Below are 16,757 nucleotides of genomic sequence, written 5' to 3' on the forward strand. Positions count from 1 at the left end.
TGGCGGAATTTTGTAGAGTGTCTTACTCTGTTTCGTTCGCCCGTTATCCTTATTTGGATAGCGGGCGTTTTTTATTACTTAAAAGGAGGATTTTTTATGGAAAAGTTTAAATATTCATTGCTCGTTTTATTCGGTGCTTGCAGCTACGGCATACTTTCAACTATTTTCAAACTCGGATTCATAAATGGATTTTCAGCACATCAACTACTAGGGGGACAATATGTCTTCGGATGGATTGGACTATTTCTACTCGTTCTTTTCTTTTCACGTCATAAAGTAACAAAAAAACAATTCTTTTCATTACTAACCGTCGGAACAACAATGAGTATGACTGGGATTTTTTATGCTATTTCTGTAGAAGAACTACCCGCATCTATCGCTGTCGTCCTACTCTTTCAGTTCACTTGGATTGGTGTCATTATCGAAGCCATTGCAAATCGAACATTTCCAAGTCGCGATAAGATCATATCTATCCTTATTTTATTTGCTGGTACATTGTTTGCAGGTGGTGTATTTGAAGGCCTCGGACAAAGTTTTTCTACGAAAGGGATTATCTTTGGGCTATTAGCTGCTGTCTCTTTTTCATTCTATGTTTTTGCAAGCGGACGCGTCGCTACAGATGTTCCGCCTTATACAAAAAGCTTTCTTATGACAACAAGTGCTACTCTTATCGTATGCCTATTCTTTCCGCCAACCTTTTTAACAGACGGTGCTTTGCAAGCCGGTCTATGGAAATATGCTTTCTTCCTCGGATTATTCGGCGTTGTTGTACCTGTCATTTGTTTTTCAATCGGTGTACCAAAGGTTGGAACAGGGCTTAGTACGATATTAGGTGCAGCTGAATTACCAACTGCTATTATCGCTTCTATTACACTTGTACATGAAGTCGTAACGTTCATGCAGTGGATTGGTATTATTTTTATATTGGTTGGGATCTTCACTCCTCAGCTGCTTACGGCTAGGAAAGAAAGGAAACACAATCGCGTGCATAGCGCTTGAAAAAATACAGAATTTATATAAAAGATATAACTGCAATTAAAATAAGTAAATTTATCTGGAGGTATAAATGACTATTTTAAGCATCATATTTTTTGCTATTATGTGTATCTTCTTCCTAATAAGATATATGAAAGAAAAGAAATTTTACGATTTACTTCTCGTTCCCGTTTGTATATATGCAGGAGCAGTGAAAACTCCTTTCGTAGAGTACTTAAACTTTAATACTACATTTAAAATAACGTATGATATTGCAGCTATTATTCTTGTAATCCTTGCTGTACTTTTCTTTTTGAAAGATAAGAAAGAGAACCATACTGCATAACAAAAGACCTTTCATTTACTTGAAAGGTCTTTTTCTCTATCTCATTTTACCGCTCCATACAGCTTCTCTATCTCATGCTCAATTTGTTTTACATCGATTCGCTCAAATAATGGCTGTACGCTATCAATTCTACTTGGCAACGTATTTTGCGGTTCCCAATTTCGTTTCACAATCGACAATGTGTTTCGAACTCTTTCACTTGAAAATGGTAAAAATGGCTCAAGGAGATGGGCAAAATTAGCGATAAGATACACACAGTTATAAATCGTTTCTTCACATGAAACTGGATCATCTTCTCTTTGTTTCCAAGGCTGCTTTTCATCAAAATATTTATTTGCAAAACGTACTGTATCAAATACTGTCTCTAGCGCCACCTTAAATTTAGTTTGCTCAATCGCCTCTCCTACCTGTTTATATAATCCTTCTACTTTATCTTTCAGCTCTACTTCAATACTTCCTTTCGGCACGATACCACCATAATATTTTTCAATAAACTTTAATGTCCGGTTCACAAAGTTCCCGTATGCACCTAATAATTCACTATTATGACTGTAAATAAATTCCCGCCATGAAAAATCAGTATCGCGATTTTCTGGTGCGTTGACGGTTAAAAAGTAACGAATAGAATCTGGATCATAGCGTTCTAATATGTCAGGCACCCATACTGCCCAGTTTTTACTTGTAGATAATTTTCTTTTTTCAACTGTTAAATATTCATTCGAAACGATATGACGCGGGATTGCTTCCTCCCCTATTCCAAGTAATACCGCTGGCCAAATGACGGAATGAAACGGAATATTATCCTTTCCGTGCACATAATATGTTTTCGCTTCGCTAGCCCAAAACTCTTGATCATCTTTCCCTGTTTCTTCAACCCAATGTTTACTCGCTGAATAATAGCCTGTCACTGCTTCAATCCATACGTAAATTTTCTTATCTTCATACCCTTCTACTGGAATTGGTACCCCAATTGGTAAATCTCTTGATACTGCCCTATCTTGTAACCCTTCTTTTACATATCTTTCTGTTAATTGAATTGCATTATCACGCCATGTTCCTTTTTCTTTTGCGATTTCTACAACTTTTTTAATTTTCTGCTGAAATGTATGCAACGCAAAATAGAAATGCTCTGTTTCCTGTACGGATGGTGTACTACCACATAACTTACATTTCTTTTCTAACAAATCGAGTGGATCTAAAATAGCTGAACACGCATCGCATTGATCTCCTCTTGCTGCTTCATGGCAATGTGGACATATTCCTTCTACATAACGATCCGGTAAAAACTGCGTACACGTTTCACAATACGCTTGTTCCACTGTTTTTTTATAAATATGTCCTTCTTCTAATAAACGTAAAAAAACATTTTGAACCGTTTCATGATGGTGCTCACTATCTGTACGTGTATAGCAATCATAAGTAAAACCAAGGCTACGAAAACATCGCTGGAACTCTTCATGATACTTATCAGCAATTTCTTTCGCTGTCACACCTTCTTGTTTTGCCCTAATTGCAATCGGTGTTCCATTACAATCACTCCCTGAAACATACAGCACATTCTCACCTTTTGCCCTGTAATAACGCGCTAAAATATCTCCAGGTAACAAACTCGCAATATGGCCAAGGTGTAACGAACCATTTGCATACGGCCAAGCGCCTCCAATAAAAATACTCATCTTACATTCCTCCTTTTAAATATAAAAAGCCCCGCCCTTATCTTAAAAAAGATAAGGGCGGGGCTGTATAAACAGTCGCGGTACCACCTTATTTCGCCAATTACTCACATAATTAGCCTTAACAAGTACGGAGCTATATGCTCTTATACTGTGGTTTTGATAACGAGTACCAACTCTCGTCGCCGCCTACTATTATCATTTGATAAGTTCAGGACGAAGCTCAAAGGCCATTGTTCAAATGAATATTCTTGCTTCTTCTCAGCTACCGAAGCTCTCTGGAAAGAATGTGTTCATCCTACTTTTCCTTTTCAACGCTTTTACGTATAAAAAGTATTGTACGACTTAATAACAGAAAAATCAAACTTTTATTCAGAAAGAAAAGGAAATCCCATCCCTCTGCCGAATAACTATACGTTCACAAAAGGAGTGATAACATTGAACCAAAAACAACTAAGCACTATAAATGAAAAAAGCTGGAATACAGCTGCTTATGAAGCTTGGACGAATCGCCACGGGGCACCAGCTGATTATGCGAAAAAAATCATGAAAGATCCCACGCGCGAAGTAGCACATTATTTACCTTACATACAATCTCCAAAAGGAAAATGTATTATTAATTTACTCGGCTCAAAAGGAAATAAAGCTGTCGCACTCGCTCTTTTAGGAGCTGACGTAACAGTTGTTGATATTTCAGCAAGTAATGCAAAATATGCAAATGAACTTGCGGAAGCCGCAGGCGTCTCTATTCATTACATCGTTTCTGATGTACTAGATGTAAATCTCTCCAAATCATTTGATATCGTATTACTGGAACTTGGTGTACTTCATTACTTTCTAGATTTAAAACCACTTTTTACAACAATCTCTCAACTACTAAAGCCCGGTGGAATACTTATCCTTCGCGATTACCATCCAATATACACAAAGCTATTAGGAGTAGACCATCCATCATTTCGAGCAAGTGGAAATTATTTCGATGAAGAATTAATTGAAGATGATGTTGCTTATAGCATCCTTCTTACAGAAGCACAGAAAGAATCGCTACCTAAAACAACCATCCGTCGCTGGACGTTAGGAGAAATCATTACAACACTCGCGGAAGAACATTTTAAAATTGAAAAACTAGTTGAAGAACACGGACCTCATCAAAGATGGCTCTTCCCTTCTACTGCACCGGAAGGAATCGAAGAACGTATCCCTGGTCTATATACAATAATTGCGACAGCATGCAAAAAAGGATCCCTTCACGGATAGGATCCTTTTTGCATGCTCACGCATATAAGTTGAGGTTGGAGATTACCATAATTCTGTAGAATAGGACACAAGATATTTCAACATTTCGTCTCTGACTTACGCCGTCAAAAAGGGGTATGACCAACATAACGAAGAGTAATGTTTTAGTTGATACTGATAATCGTTATCAACTAATTAGAAGTATACATGATGTCATTTCAAATTTCAATAGCATTTCTAATATTTATTTATGAATTTTATGATATACAAATGTATACATTTTAAGAACTTTTTCTAATACCAATCTGACTCCTTCCATTATCTGCTATAATTTTCATTGAACAGATTAATAACTTCATAATAATGTTTTTATTAATTTCGTTTTAAATATCCATAAATCATAATAAACAGTTTAAATGAGGGTAGGGGTAACGATGAAATATGTTAGTATTCGAAAAAAACTACTGTTCACACTCTTAAGCATTTCTTCTTTATTTAGCATTGCTCTTATTGTTATTCTTTCATTCGCCATGAATCAAGCAAGTGAAATCGAAACGTTAAAAAATGATGTATCAAAAAGAGCGACGATTTTAAAAGAACGTGGCGATTGGTTCCAAGCACAAGTTGCTGGTTTACAAGAATATTTACTATCACATGATCAAAAAGGATTAGATAAGTTCAACCGAGAAGGGAAAAAATTAGCTGATACTAGAGAGAAAGTAACAAGTGACAAGAAGCTCCCAGAAGGAATGAAAGAAGCTATTTTAATGGGGGGAAAATGGCGTAGCGTCATAGATAATGAGGTACTACCTCTTGCTCGTGAAGGAAAATGGGACGAAGCATCCAAAATTGCTTTAGCACAAACAGATTATGTAAATGATCTTTTAGATCGTTTTAATAAATATACAAATGAAGAGAATGAGAAACGTGACGCATTAATTGCTGACGTCGAGTCTTCTTCATCACTTATTCAATATATTATTTTCTTCTCACTCATTACATGTACATTAACGTCTATTTTATTAGCATGGTGGTTCTCTGGTAAACTCGTTAAACCAATTCGACAAATTGATGAGAAGTTAAAAGAATTAGCTTCTCAAGATGGAGATTTAACGGCTAGATTACACGTAACAAGTAAAGATGAAATAGGTGACATTGCAAATTCCTTTAATCAAATGCTCACTAACTTACAGCATATAATAAAACAAGTTCAACAAACATCAACAAGTGTAAAAGAAGCTTCCGAAAATGTATTTATCGAAACGACTGCTTCTATGGAAAATACCGCAAGGACCCAAGAAACTATGAATGCTCTTGAACACAATATTCGTTCACAAGTTTCTAGCATTGAAGAAAGTTCAACTGCAATGGATGACATGGCAACAAGTGTTCAGCGTATCGCTGAGTCCGCCTCTTCTGTTACTAGTTTAGCTGTCACAACTTCAGAAAAAGCAGATGATGGGAATAAAGTCATTGAGAAATCTATTACACAAATGCACACAATTAACGAAGCTGTTAACGCTACATCACAAGTAGTTGAGCGACTCATTACACATACAAATCATATCGATACTGCACTTCAATCTATTTCGAATATCGCCGAGCAAACAAATTTACTCGCTTTAAATGCTTCTATTGAAGCAGCTCGTGCTGGTGAACATGGAAAAGGATTCGCTGTTGTTGCTGATGAAGTTCGAAAACTTGCTGAACAATCTCAACTAGCCGCAACTGACATTAACCATTTACTGCATCAAATTCAAGCTGATACTAAAATAGCAAATGACATGATGACACAAGGTCAAGCAGAAGCTTCTGAAGGAATTACTGTTATTCGTACTGCCGGATCTTCATTCTCAGAAATTGTTAACCACATTAACAAAGTCTCTACGCAAATGCAAGAAATGTCTGCAACTGCTGAAGAGATGGCTGCAAGCTCTGAAGAAATGAACGCAGCTTTAAATAATATCGCCTCTATTTCAAATGAAGTTGCTGCAGAAACATCACAAACAGCACATTCAGCTGGTGATCAAGTAAACAAAATGAGTATCGTGGCTAACAAATCATCTGAAATGAAAACAATCGTACAAGAACTTGAAGTTCTCGTCTCTCATTTCAAAACAAACGCTTAAAGTGAAAATGACACGAGCTCAAAGGTATAGGAAAGAAAGTTTTACAGGTTCTCCTTTTTCACTTTAAAATATCTCTTTCTATCTCTCATTCCGTCTGCTATAATTCCTAAAGGAAATAAGAAAGCTTTATTCCAACTGGAGTAAAGCTTTCTTTCAATTTTTTACATTTATTAATTCTAATACTAAGATTTCACAAAGGAGGCTTTTAATTATATGAATTTTGTAAGTATCAGAAAAAAACTTATATTCATGATGGGAACGATTTGCGCTTTATTTGGCATCGCCTTAGCTTTTATTTTATTTTTTGCTATTGACCAATCTCGTAAAGCTGAAACATTACAAAAAGAAATTTCTCCACTGGCAACAGAATTGAAAGAACGTGGAGACGCTTATCAAGTACAGCTATCTGCTTTAAGAGGTTATTTACTACAACATGATCAAGTCGAATTAGACAAGTTTAATGAGATGAGTAAACGTCTTGAGGATTCAAAAGATAAACTTCTTTCTAATCCAAATCTTTCTTCATCCGTAAAAAGTACAATGGAATTAGGGTCTACTTGGAGAAAGTTCGTTGAAGAAAAAGTATTCACTCTTGCAAAAGAACAAAAATGGGAAGAAGCTTTACAAGTAGCTTCTTCAGAAAACGGAACGGTCTATAAAGTAATTGGTGACTTCACAAATTACAGTAATGAACAAGCTAAATTACGTGAACAATCTATTGAACAAATTGATCAATCTTCACTAGGAATTGAATATGCAGTCTTTCTATCACTTGTTATTTGTATTGTCGTTGCAATTATTCTTGCATGGTGGTTCTCTGGTAAACTTGTGAAACCAATTCAACAAATTGATACAAAACTAAAAGAATTAGCCTCTGAAGAAGGTGACTTAACGGCACGTCTACAAGTAAATAGCAACGATGAAATAGGTGCTATCGCAACATCATTTAATAAAATGTTAGAAAACCTACAACATATCATTAATCGTGTTCAAAAAACATCAGTGGAAGTACAAACCGCTTCTGAAAATATGCTGGAAAAAACGAATACATCACGTGAGGCGACATTAAGAGTCCAAAGCTCGATGTCCAACTTAAATGCAAGTATTCAATCACAAACTTCTAGTATGGAAGAAAGTTCAACTGCAATGGACGATATGGCAGTAAGTGTTCAGCGTATCGCTGAATCTGCTTCATCTGTAGCGGAACTTGCTGTTGCCACATCTGAACATGCTAGCGATGGAAGTACCGTTATCCAAAAATCTGTTTCACAAATGACAACAATACACGAAGCTGTAAATGCTACGTCAGAAGTGGTTGAACGTCTAATCACTCATACGAAATATATTGATACTGCTGTACAATCTATTTCTAATATTGCTGAGCAAACAAACTTACTTGCTTTAAATGCTTCTATTGAGGCAGCTCGTGCTGGCGAGCACGGAAAAGGATTTGCTGTCGTAGCTGACGAAGTTCGAAAACTTGCTGAACAATCTAAAACAGCTGCAACAGACATTAATCAATTACTACATCAAATTCAAAATGATACAGAAACTGCTAGCTCTATGATGTCTCAAGGCCGTTCTGAAGCATTTGAAGGTATCAATGTTATTCGTGAAGCTGGTACTTCTTTCACAACAATTGTGGAACAAGTAAATAAAGTATCTACTCAAATGCAAGATATATCAGCAACTGCTGAAGAAATGGCTGCAAGTGCTGAAGAAATGAATGCTTCACTTAATAACATCGCTTCTATCTCTACTGAAGTATCCAGCGAAACTGCCGCAACGGCGCAATCTGCTGAACAGAAAGTTATTGTTATGAATGAAATGACAGTAACTGCTAGAAAAATGAAACAAACAGTTGAAGAGTTAGATCAACTCGTATCTCATTTTAAAACAGAATAGATGTTCAAAAATATCCCTTCTTTGAAAGAGGGATATTTTTTTGAGCTCATTTCCTGCACATTATGCTCATTTCCGTTATAATGAGAATCGATATCATTAAAGTGTAGGAGGGGCTGCTTATGTCACAAGAAGCATTTGAAAATAAATTACTTGCCAATTTAGAAGCTGTTATTGACCCTGAACTAGGTGTTGATATCGTTAATCTTGGATTAGTGTATGACGTTACAGCAGATGAAAATAATAATGCTGTCATTACGATGACTATGACTTCTATCGGTTGTCCAATGGCTGGGCAAATCGTATCAGACGTTAAAAAAGTATTATCAACAAACGTACCTGAAGTTAATGAAATAGAAGTAAATGTCGTTTGGAATCCGCCCTGGTCGAAAGAACGTATGTCACGTATGGCGAAAATCGCATTAAGTATTCGCGACTAAATAAAGTGGAAATTTCATCATTTAGGGATAGCGGGATAAAGAAAAGACCTGACTAGGATGTCAGGTCTTTTCTCTTATTATTTTACACCTACTGCATCATAAGCTTTCGTTACAGCTTGTACAGCTTTAGAGTTTTTACCGTATAAATCTTCAGCTGACTGAAGTGCAGCTTGACGCATCATTTTGAAGTCAGAGTTTGCAGTTAAATATTTCGTAAGCGCACGGTAGTAAATTTTTTCTGTCGCTTCACGGCCCACTCCAGTTACTTTCACGCCGTAATGATCTCCGCCTTCAGATACTAAATAAGCAGCTTTATTATTAATACTACTGTTAATATGAACGCCGCCATTATCAGCTGTTCCAGTATAACGTTTACTATAGTGATCTGGGTAACCTTCACTTGGTTTTAATGGGTTTGGAATAGACGCTGGATCTTTTAATGAACGAAGTGCATCGCCTGGTTTATCAGGTGTATAAATGTCAGCACCTAAATCCCAGCTCTTCTTCTCAACCATAACACCCATAATGTCAGATAACGATTCATTTAACGCCCCTGACTCATTTTTGTAAACAAGGTTTGCTGTATGTTCAGTTACAGCATGCGTTAATTCGTGACCGATAACATCAAGTCCAGCAGATAATGGAATGAAAGTTTTTCCATCTCCATCACCATACATCATTTGCACACCATTCCAAGCTGCGTTATTCCAAGCTGTACCTACGTGAACAGTTGAAATAAGCTTCGCACCTTTATCATCGAAAGAGTTACGATTAAATGTCTTTTTGTAGTAATCATATACTTTCCCTGCATTTACATGCGCATCAACTGCAGCTTTATCTTCGAAGAACTTAGATTTACTTTCAACTTCTTCTCCTGTATATCCAAGCCATTGTGAGAATAAATTAAACCAGTTCTCGTCCATATTTTCTGCATCAAATGTATGAACACCTTGTCCTCGTTTACCATCAAACAAGTTGAATTGTCCTGTTTTCGTATCTTGAGCAATTTCAAATGATTGTCTAGCACCTAATACTCCGTAACCAAATCCAGTAATGTTATCTACAGCGTTATATTTCTCAATAACATTTCCATTCGTTGCATCAACAAAATAATGCCAATATCCTGGAGCTGGTTTTGAAATCGATGCCTTAACTAAGTATGCAAGGTAGTAATTACCGTCCTTTTCATATACAAATAAATCTTTTTTCACACCGTCATAACTCTTTACTTTACCAATTTCTTTCTCAATATCTGCCTTTGCAATCGTTTCTGCTTGTTCCGCAGTAATGCTTGCAGCTGCAGGAATATTTTTATCATCTAAATTCGGAATAACTTGTCCGAAGAATGCTTTTACATTATTCTCTTTATCAAGTGTAACAGTTTGATCAGAACCGTACACAGGAATGTTATTATGTTTTTCAACTAGCTTCACATGTGTCGTATCAGATTCAGCGTCTTTTTCTTCCCCAACGATATTAAAATGCTTTTCAATATTTCCTGCTAATTTAAACATATCTTTCTTACTCTCTAAGTATTGAAAGACTGTCTCTTTTTTATCTAGTCCTTCCGGTGCTTTCCATTCTTCACCTATGTATGCAGGTGTTTTAAATTCTTGATGATATTGAATTTTTTGTTCTTCCGCTTTCGTTGTCGTTGCCCCAAACGCTCCAAATCCCCCTGCGATAACAGTTAACGCTAATGCTGATGAAATGACTTGCTTTTTCACTATAACATTCCCCATTCCCATAAAGATTTTTGACACTTTTATACAATTCTTATTTTCCCAGCCGATACCTCTACCAAAATTTTGAGAAACATTTTTCAGACAATTCCAATCAAAAAAAGAGAACATCTATCGGATGTCCTCTTTTCTATAAACCTTTTATTGTTTTTTCAATTCAATTGCTAAATAATGAGATTGCTCTTTTGCTTCAATATGAATATCTTCTTCTACCGCTTCTGCTGCATCACGCATAACAAGATTTTCACCATTGATTACACTGCTTCCTTCAATTTGTACAAGGTACAATTGACGGCCTTCTTTCACTGGAAAATGAATTTCTTTTCCAGCCTCTAATGATAAGGAATATAAATTCGCATCTTGGTGAATTTGAATTGGTGCATTTCCTTCTACTGAAGATACCATATGGAACCATTCATTTTCACGCTTGCTCCAATCAAATTTAAACTCACCATAGTTTGGTTTATGATCTGCACGGTCTGGTAAAATCCAAATTTGTAATAAACGCAGCGTTTTATCGCCTAAATTATGCTCGCTATGAAATACACCCGTGCCAGCACTCATATATTGAACATGTCCACGCTCAATCGTTCCGCGATTTCCCATGCTGTCTTCATGTGTTAAAGCACCATCTACAACGTAAGAAATAATCTCCATATCACGATGTGGATGCATATCAAAACCAGTTTGCGCCGCTACTAGATCATCATTAATAACACGTAACGCTCCGAAGTTCATGTTATTTGGATTATAGTAATTGGCAAAAGAAAAATGAAAATGTGTATTTAACCAACCATGATTTGCTCTGCCCATATTTTTATGATCAATTTTTCTAAACATATCCTTCACCTCATACTATCTCGAATTCGAGATTTATTTTAAAATTTTTTCTTACTGTAACTTTTTTAGTAGTGTTAATAATTGCTTTTGTTCCTCTATATTTAAATTATGAAACTTCTCTGCTTGGAACGTTTCTTGAGGTGGGACGATTTCCTCATATAAAGCTCTTCCCTTTTCTGTTAAAGAAATATGTTTCGTAGTACCCTCTTGTTCACGAAAAATCCACTCAAGCTGCTCCATTTTATTTAAAAGCTGCGTTACATTTCCTTTCGTAACAAATAGCTTATTTCCAAGTTCTTGCTGTGTTAAACGTTCATGTCCTCCAACTTGAGCTAACACATCAAACTGGGCGGCAGATACATTCCATTTTTTCAAATGCTGATTCGTCTCACGAATACTCTTATTATAAAAGCGTGATAAACGAAACCATAATAGTAGCCCTAGTCTATCTTCTGTTTTCATTTCATCACCTCGCTCGTTTCATATCATTAGTTTAGAACTAAACTTAATAAAAGTCAAATACTTATTTTTAATAAGCATAAAAAGCACAGCGCTATTTCTCCACTATGCTTTACATTAACTTTCTACTCTTATATTCATCCAATTTCCTCTCCGCGAACTTCCTCGCATCTTTTTCAATCCACCGCTCTTCGTACCGTTCACTTCCCACATACAATATATCTCTCTTATGCTGCATCGCATGGCGGAATTCATGCAGTAGCGTTTTGAGAACTTGATCATACTCTTCCCACATACAAACGAAAATTAATTGCTTTTCTTTATGATAAAAACCACCTACTGGGAATAGGAACTCTTCTTCCTCTTCCCCTAATGATAGAAGCACATCATTTGCATCACACGTATCACAAAAAATAACGGGCGTTTTACATACTTCAATAAGAGAAAACAAATCCTCTCTCAACTTTTTGACATCCCAAGGAAGCTCCGAATCCAACACATACCAATTCTCTACCTGTTGATATACATTTTGAAACTGGAGTTCCATTTTTCTTTATTCCCCTTTCCAAACTCCCTTTTCCTATATGTATGCCACAATATAGTAAATATTAAACGTATTCTTTCATCCTTGAAAAAATGCCAATAAAAAAAGAATCTATGTCGACATAGATTCCTTTTCTGTAATCACTTTTTTTTCATCATTTTTTTTAATACAAAATAACCAATTGCACTAACAATAGCAGCAAGTGCAAAGTATTTCACATATGGCCCCGCAACTTTATTAATACTTTCCCACTCTGTTCCTAATTTAAAACCTAAATATACAAACACAATTGACCACGGAATAACAGCTAATGTAGTTAGCGTAATAAACTTAGCATGTGACATTTTCGCAATACCCGCTGGTATCGAAATAGCATGACGCACAACCGGAATAAAACGTGCGGTAAAGATAACGCCAGTTCCATAACGATTAAACCAATCTTCAGCATAATCAATATGTTTCTTCTGAATTAAAATATATTTTCCATATCGCTCAAAAACAGGTCTTCCTCCATATCGACCAATCCAATAAATGAATAGTTGTGCAATTACACCACCAATTGTACCGAACGCGACAGCGCCCCAAAATGTAATGCTTCCTGTTGATACTAAATAGCCTGCATAAGACAATACGATTTCACTTGGAATAACCTCTAGCATTAATCCAAGCATAATTCCCCAATAACCAAGTCCTTCTAAAAAAACTAAAACCGAATGAATCAACTCTCCTAACATCATTTACCTCTCTTTACTGTTTTCATCACCAAAATAAAAGTACAAGCAGGAAATATCTTGTACTTTTATTTTTTTAATTTAGTTAGTCTTCGTATCCCACTTAAAGATTTTATTTAAGAATTTATATACATTCTTCGACTCCTTTGTCAGAAGTGGGCCTAAAATGGATAGTATAAGCACGTATAGTGCTGAAAATGGTTTCAGTACTGACATTAAACCACCGGCGATACCGATATTAGCCATAATGATGGAGAACTCTCCTCTTGAAACGATGGTTAATCCTATATTTGTTGATGCTTTATGAGATAATCCTGCTTGTCTTCCTGCAATCATTCCTGCTACAAAGTTTCCGATTATTGTAAGAAGGACAGCACCTAACGTTAACCATATCGCTCCGCCTAATGAGAACGGATCAATACTTAACCCGAAGCTGAAGAAGAAAATAGCTCCGAAAAAGTCTCTAAATGGAACAACAAGATGTTCAATTCGGTCACTATGCTCTGTCTCAGAGAAAACTAATCCTAGAAGAAGTGCTCCAATTGCTTCTGCAACGTGAATTGTTTCTGAAAAACCAGCAATGAAGAATAAAGAAGCAAATACTACAATAATAAAGATTTCATCTGAGCTAATATTGAGCAATTTATTTAATAACGGCGTAGCCTTTCTAGCTACTATAAAGAATAGAAGCATATATCCTAAAGCAATTCCAATTGAAGTAAGGGCACCTAAGAAGGAAGCGTGATCCCCAAGTACTAAACCAGAAACAACTGATAAATATACAGCAAGGAATATATCTTCAAACATAATAATTCCTAAAATTAATTCGGTTTCATTATTACCAGTTCTTCTTAAGTCCACTAACACTTTAGCAACGATAGCGCTAGAAGAAATCGTAATAATACCCGCAATAATTAAGATTTCTAGTAATGGGAATCCCATTATAAATCCGTATAACAAACCAAGTGAAAAGTTAATTAAAATATAAATCGTTCCGCCAATCGCAATAGAGCGTCCAGATTTAATTAGTTTTTTCATTGAAAATTCTAATCCTAGATAGAATAGAAGGAATAGAACCCCAATCCGTCCAAGGAAAGAAATTACACTTGCACTTTCAATAAATTTGAGATCGATAACACCTATTGTCGGTGCATGCGGTCCTACTAACATTCCAAGAACGATTAGAAAAGGAATTACTGAGAATTTAAATTTTCCAGCAATTACTGCTGCAATTGCCACTAAAACTAAAGCTGTACCAACTTCAAAAATTAACGTATCCATCTAATCAGTCCCCCCTATTTGAAAGTAATTCATTAATGATTTTTTTAATTTCTTCTCTCTCACCTGAAACTACAAGCATATCTCCTTCTTCAATTACTGTTTCTGGTCCTGGATTAAATAGCTTCTTCATGTTCTTCTTCATAACCGCGATTATTGTTACGCTATATGTTTTTCTTATTTCAAGATCGCCAATTGTTTTTCCGATTGCTGGAGCTGTATTCTCCACTTTGAACCACTCAATCGCTAAACCTTCAAAAACCATCTCAACATTTTCTAACGCCCTAGGCTTATATACCATTCCACCTAATATTGCAGCGATTTGTCTTGCCTCTGAGTCACGTAGTGAAATACTTGAGATGCTTTCTTCATGGTCTGAATCAAAATGATACATTTCTCTACGACCATCATCATGAATGACAATTACCATCTTTTCATTACCTTTCGTAACGATTTGAAACTTATAACCAATACCCGGAAGTTCACTTTCTCTAATATTCATTTTTAGCTCCTCCATAACTTGTTTATTTTAATTTTCTGTTTTTCTGTCTTTTATTCATCCAATCAACTTTAGAAATTCTAACCACTCAGGATATTTGTGATTTGGAAATCTTTTATTGTAATAATAAGTGGACCCTAAAAAGATACTTAAAGATGTAATGATAAAAAATATATTACTTCTCATTTTCAAACTCTCAAGGCTTACTTTCCATAAAGAATCTTCTTTCAAATTATCCCCACCTTCTCGCTTTAAATTTAGTTTTTTAAAATGTAAATAATTCTAAAAATATTACGATGTAACATAATCATAACACAAAAATGTTTTAAGTAACATAATTTTTTAGAAAAATTGATTCTCGTATATTTTTTGCATATAATTTTCTTATTACGAAAAAAAGGAAGTGTATTATATGGTTGATATCTTTAGCAGATTCCTTGAGGTAACGAATAATATTTTATGGTCATATATTCTTATTGCAATGCTAATCGGCTTCGGTCTTTACTTCTCTTTTAAATTAAAATTTGTCCAAATTACTCATTTCAGTGAGATGGTCAGCTTAATTAGTAAAGGGTTTAATCGAAAAGAAAAAAAGAAAGATAGCATCTCACCATTCCAAGCATTTTGCTTAAGTGCAGCAGCACGTATCGGTATCGGAAACTTAGCTGGTGTAGCATTAGCAATTTCAATGGGTGGACCTGGCGCAATATTTTGGATGTGGTTTATCGCAATTATCGGAGCAGCTACTAGTTTTGTAGAATGTACACTTGCGCAAATTTATAAAGTAAAAGATGGAAGTAGGTTCCGTGGTGGGCCAGCATATTACATGGAAAAAGGGTTAAACAAACGCTGGATGGGCGTCTGGTTTTCACTTCTTATTACAGTTGCGTATGGATTAATTTTCAATTCAGTGCAAGCAAATACAGTAACAATAGCGTTTGAAAATGCTTTTGGACTAGAGCGAACAATCGTAGGAGCTCTATTAGCCTTATTAGTTGCAGTTATTATTTTTGGTGGCATTAAGAGCATTTCACGTATTACAGAAATGATTGTTCCGCCAATGGCAATCGTTTATATCGGCGTGGCTATTTTTGTCGTTATTAACAACTTCAGTATGTTACCAAGCATTTTCATGGAAATCTTTAACGGTGCATTCGGTTTAGACCAAGCCATCGCTGGTGGTATTGGAGCAGCAATCAAGTTCGGAATTCAGCGCGGTTTATTCGCTACAGAAGCGGGAATGGGTAGTTCTCCTAATGCAGCCGCAACATCTGATGTATCTCACCCTGTAAAACAAGGGCTTGTTCAAGCGTTAGGCGTTTTCGTAGATACATTCTTAGTATGTACATCAACAGCATTTATCGTATTATGTTCTGGACTTTACAAAGGATCAAATTTAGAAGGTATCGAATTAACACAAAACGCATTAAGTTCACAAATTGGACCGTGGGCAAGCACTTTCTTAGCGATTATTATTTTCCTATTCGCTTTCAGTTCACTTCTAGGAAACTACTATTATGGTGAAACAAATATCGCATTCATTAAAGAAAGTAAAACATGGTTAATGATTTATCGTGTTGCAGTTGTCGGAATGGTATTCTTCGGATCAATCGCTGCTCTTAAAACAGTTTGGAGTTTAGCTGATTTATTCATGGGACTAATGGTATTCACAAACTTAATTGCCATCTCATTCCTTAGCAAATTTGCTTACGCTGCATTAGTAGACTATTTGAAGCAAAAGAAACAAGGAAAAGATCCTGTCTTCGTTGCAAACTCTATCCCTGGCTTAAAGAATACAGAGTGTTGGGATGGGCAAGATGTAGAAGAAAAACAAAAGGCTGTTTAACAAACAAAGGCCCTATTACTTCACCGTAATAGGGCCTTTTATTTACAACAGTTCATAATTTGTTCAAATTAATTCCAGCAAAAGGGTTGATTTATAGAGATTACTAGATTACAATAA

15 protein-coding genes and 1 other annotated feature are annotated in these 16,757 nt (G+C 35.7%); of the genes, 7 read left to right on the plus strand and 8 right to left on the minus strand.

Annotation, left to right across the window (positions count from 1 at the left end):
* Positions 1-96: 96 nt before the first annotated feature.
* The gene (locus ACTFR8_RS20650) at positions 97-999 is read left to right on the plus strand and encodes an EamA family transporter (RefSeq protein WP_000410486.1); all 903 of its coding nucleotides are present in this window, start codon (positions 97-99) and stop codon (positions 997-999) included.
* Between the two features lie 67 nt (positions 1,000-1,066).
* Entirely contained in the window at positions 1,067-1,321 is a 255-nt protein-coding gene (locus tag ACTFR8_RS20655) for a hypothetical protein (protein WP_000154124.1), read from the plus strand.
* 41 nt (positions 1,322-1,362) lie between these two features.
* Here the strand turns inward: ACTFR8_RS20655 and metG are convergent, their stop codons facing one another.
* The gene (metG, locus tag ACTFR8_RS20660) at positions 1,363-2,997 is read right to left on the minus strand and encodes a methionine--tRNA ligase (RefSeq protein WP_000021562.1); all 1,635 of its coding nucleotides are present in this window, start codon (positions 2,995-2,997) and stop codon (positions 1,363-1,365) included.
* 50 nt (positions 2,998-3,047) lie between these two features.
* Positions 3,048-3,318, minus strand: a binding site (T-box leader).
* A gap of 114 nt (positions 3,319-3,432) precedes the next feature.
* On the opposite strand from metG, the gene ACTFR8_RS20665 reads away from it, so the two are divergent.
* The 4 genes from ACTFR8_RS20665 to ACTFR8_RS20680 all read left to right on the plus strand — a co-directional run bounded on the left by ACTFR8_RS20665 (position 3,433) and on the right by ACTFR8_RS20680 (position 8,701).
* Positions 3,433-4,251 carry a class I SAM-dependent methyltransferase gene (locus ACTFR8_RS20665; protein WP_044584967.1) on the plus strand — a complete coding sequence of 273 codons (819 nt, stop codon included), beginning with the start codon at positions 3,433-3,435 and terminating at the stop codon, positions 4,249-4,251.
* Between the two features lie 413 nt (positions 4,252-4,664).
* On the plus strand, positions 4,665-6,359 hold the full coding sequence (locus ACTFR8_RS20670) for a methyl-accepting chemotaxis protein (RefSeq protein ID WP_000878438.1): 1,695 nt from the start codon (positions 4,665-4,667) through the stop codon (positions 6,357-6,359).
* A 213-nt stretch (positions 6,360-6,572) separates the two neighbouring features.
* A complete protein-coding gene (locus ACTFR8_RS20675; protein ID WP_001012188.1) occupies positions 6,573-8,264 on the plus strand; it encodes a methyl-accepting chemotaxis protein in 1,692 nt (563 codons plus the stop codon).
* Between the two features lie 119 nt (positions 8,265-8,383).
* Positions 8,384-8,701, plus strand: coding sequence for a metal-sulfur cluster assembly factor (locus ACTFR8_RS20680; RefSeq protein WP_000076423.1), 318 nt, complete (start codon positions 8,384-8,386; stop codon positions 8,699-8,701).
* 77 nt (positions 8,702-8,778) lie between these two features.
* On the opposite strand, the gene ACTFR8_RS20685 is transcribed toward ACTFR8_RS20680, so the two are convergent.
* From ACTFR8_RS20685 to ACTFR8_RS20715, 7 genes are all read right to left on the minus strand, one after another.
* The gene (locus ACTFR8_RS20685) at positions 8,779-10,428 is read right to left on the minus strand and encodes a M4 family metallopeptidase (protein ID WP_033685825.1); all 1,650 of its coding nucleotides are present in this window, start codon (positions 10,426-10,428) and stop codon (positions 8,779-8,781) included.
* A 156-nt stretch (positions 10,429-10,584) separates the two neighbouring features.
* The gene (locus tag ACTFR8_RS20690) at positions 10,585-11,283 is read right to left on the minus strand and encodes a pirin family protein (RefSeq protein WP_098378930.1); all 699 of its coding nucleotides are present in this window, start codon (positions 11,281-11,283) and stop codon (positions 10,585-10,587) included.
* A gap of 51 nt (positions 11,284-11,334) precedes the next feature.
* On the minus strand, positions 11,335-11,745 hold the full coding sequence (locus ACTFR8_RS20695) for a MarR family winged helix-turn-helix transcriptional regulator (protein ID WP_000845481.1): 411 nt from the start codon (positions 11,743-11,745) through the stop codon (positions 11,335-11,337).
* A 109-nt stretch (positions 11,746-11,854) separates the two neighbouring features.
* Positions 11,855-12,289, minus strand: a complete 435-nt coding sequence (locus ACTFR8_RS20700; RefSeq protein WP_000422800.1) for a DUF3920 family protein — start codon at positions 12,287-12,289, stop codon at positions 11,855-11,857.
* 137 nt (positions 12,290-12,426) lie between these two features.
* Positions 12,427-13,020, minus strand: coding sequence for a DedA family protein (locus ACTFR8_RS20705; protein WP_252209726.1), 594 nt, complete (start codon positions 13,018-13,020; stop codon positions 12,427-12,429).
* Positions 13,021-13,098: 78 nt separating this feature from the next.
* Positions 13,099-14,298 (minus strand): cation:proton antiporter, encoded by a 1,200-nt coding sequence (locus tag ACTFR8_RS20710; protein ID WP_000380223.1) that lies wholly within the window; start codon positions 14,296-14,298, stop codon positions 13,099-13,101.
* A 4-nt stretch (positions 14,299-14,302) separates the two neighbouring features.
* Entirely contained in the window at positions 14,303-14,797 is a 495-nt protein-coding gene (locus ACTFR8_RS20715; RefSeq protein WP_001026075.1) for a cation:proton antiporter regulatory subunit, read from the minus strand.
* A 409-nt stretch (positions 14,798-15,206) separates the two neighbouring features.
* On the opposite strand from ACTFR8_RS20715, the gene ACTFR8_RS20720 reads away from it, so the two are divergent.
* A complete protein-coding gene (locus ACTFR8_RS20720; protein ID WP_000227591.1) occupies positions 15,207-16,640 on the plus strand; it encodes an alanine/glycine:cation symporter family protein in 1,434 nt (477 codons plus the stop codon).
* Positions 16,641-16,757: the final 117 nt, after the last annotated feature.

This window comes from Bacillus cereus group sp. MYBK15-3 (genome assembly GCF_051916765.1).
GTDB classification, from domain to species: Bacteria; Bacillota; Bacilli; order Bacillales; family Bacillaceae_G; genus Bacillus_A; species Bacillus_A cereus.

Excerpts from the sequence above, each read along its gene's own strand:
- ACTFR8_RS20650 (WP_000410486.1), top strand. The coding sequence starts at position 97 with ATGGAAAAGTTTAAATATTCATTGCTCGTTTTATTCGGTGCTTGCAGC.
- ACTFR8_RS20655 (WP_000154124.1), top strand. The coding sequence starts at position 1,067 with ATGACTATTTTAAGCATCATATTTTTTGCTATTATGTGTATCTTCTTC.
- metG (WP_000021562.1), bottom strand. The coding sequence starts at position 2,997 with ATGAGTATTTTTATTGGAGGCGCTTGGCCGTATGCAAATGGTTCGTTA.
- ACTFR8_RS20670 (WP_000878438.1), top strand. The coding sequence starts at position 4,665 with ATGAAATATGTTAGTATTCGAAAAAAACTACTGTTCACACTCTTAAGC.
- ACTFR8_RS20675 (WP_001012188.1), top strand. The coding sequence starts at position 6,573 with ATGAATTTTGTAAGTATCAGAAAAAAACTTATATTCATGATGGGAACG.
- ACTFR8_RS20680 (WP_000076423.1), top strand. The coding sequence starts at position 8,384 with ATGTCACAAGAAGCATTTGAAAATAAATTACTTGCCAATTTAGAAGCT.
- ACTFR8_RS20690 (WP_098378930.1), bottom strand. The coding sequence starts at position 11,283 with ATGTTTAGAAAAATTGATCATAAAAATATGGGCAGAGCAAATCATGGT.
- ACTFR8_RS20695 (WP_000845481.1), bottom strand. The coding sequence starts at position 11,745 with ATGAAAACAGAAGATAGACTAGGGCTACTATTATGGTTTCGTTTATCA.
- ACTFR8_RS20700 (WP_000422800.1), bottom strand. The coding sequence starts at position 12,289 with ATGGAACTCCAGTTTCAAAATGTATATCAACAGGTAGAGAATTGGTAT.
- ACTFR8_RS20705 (WP_252209726.1), bottom strand. The coding sequence starts at position 13,020 with ATGTTAGGAGAGTTGATTCATTCGGTTTTAGTTTTTTTAGAAGGACTT.
- ACTFR8_RS20710 (WP_000380223.1), bottom strand. The coding sequence starts at position 14,298 with ATGGATACGTTAATTTTTGAAGTTGGTACAGCTTTAGTTTTAGTGGCA.
- ACTFR8_RS20715 (WP_001026075.1), bottom strand. The coding sequence starts at position 14,797 with ATGAATATTAGAGAAAGTGAACTTCCGGGTATTGGTTATAAGTTTCAA.
- ACTFR8_RS20720 (WP_000227591.1), top strand. The coding sequence starts at position 15,207 with ATGGTTGATATCTTTAGCAGATTCCTTGAGGTAACGAATAATATTTTA.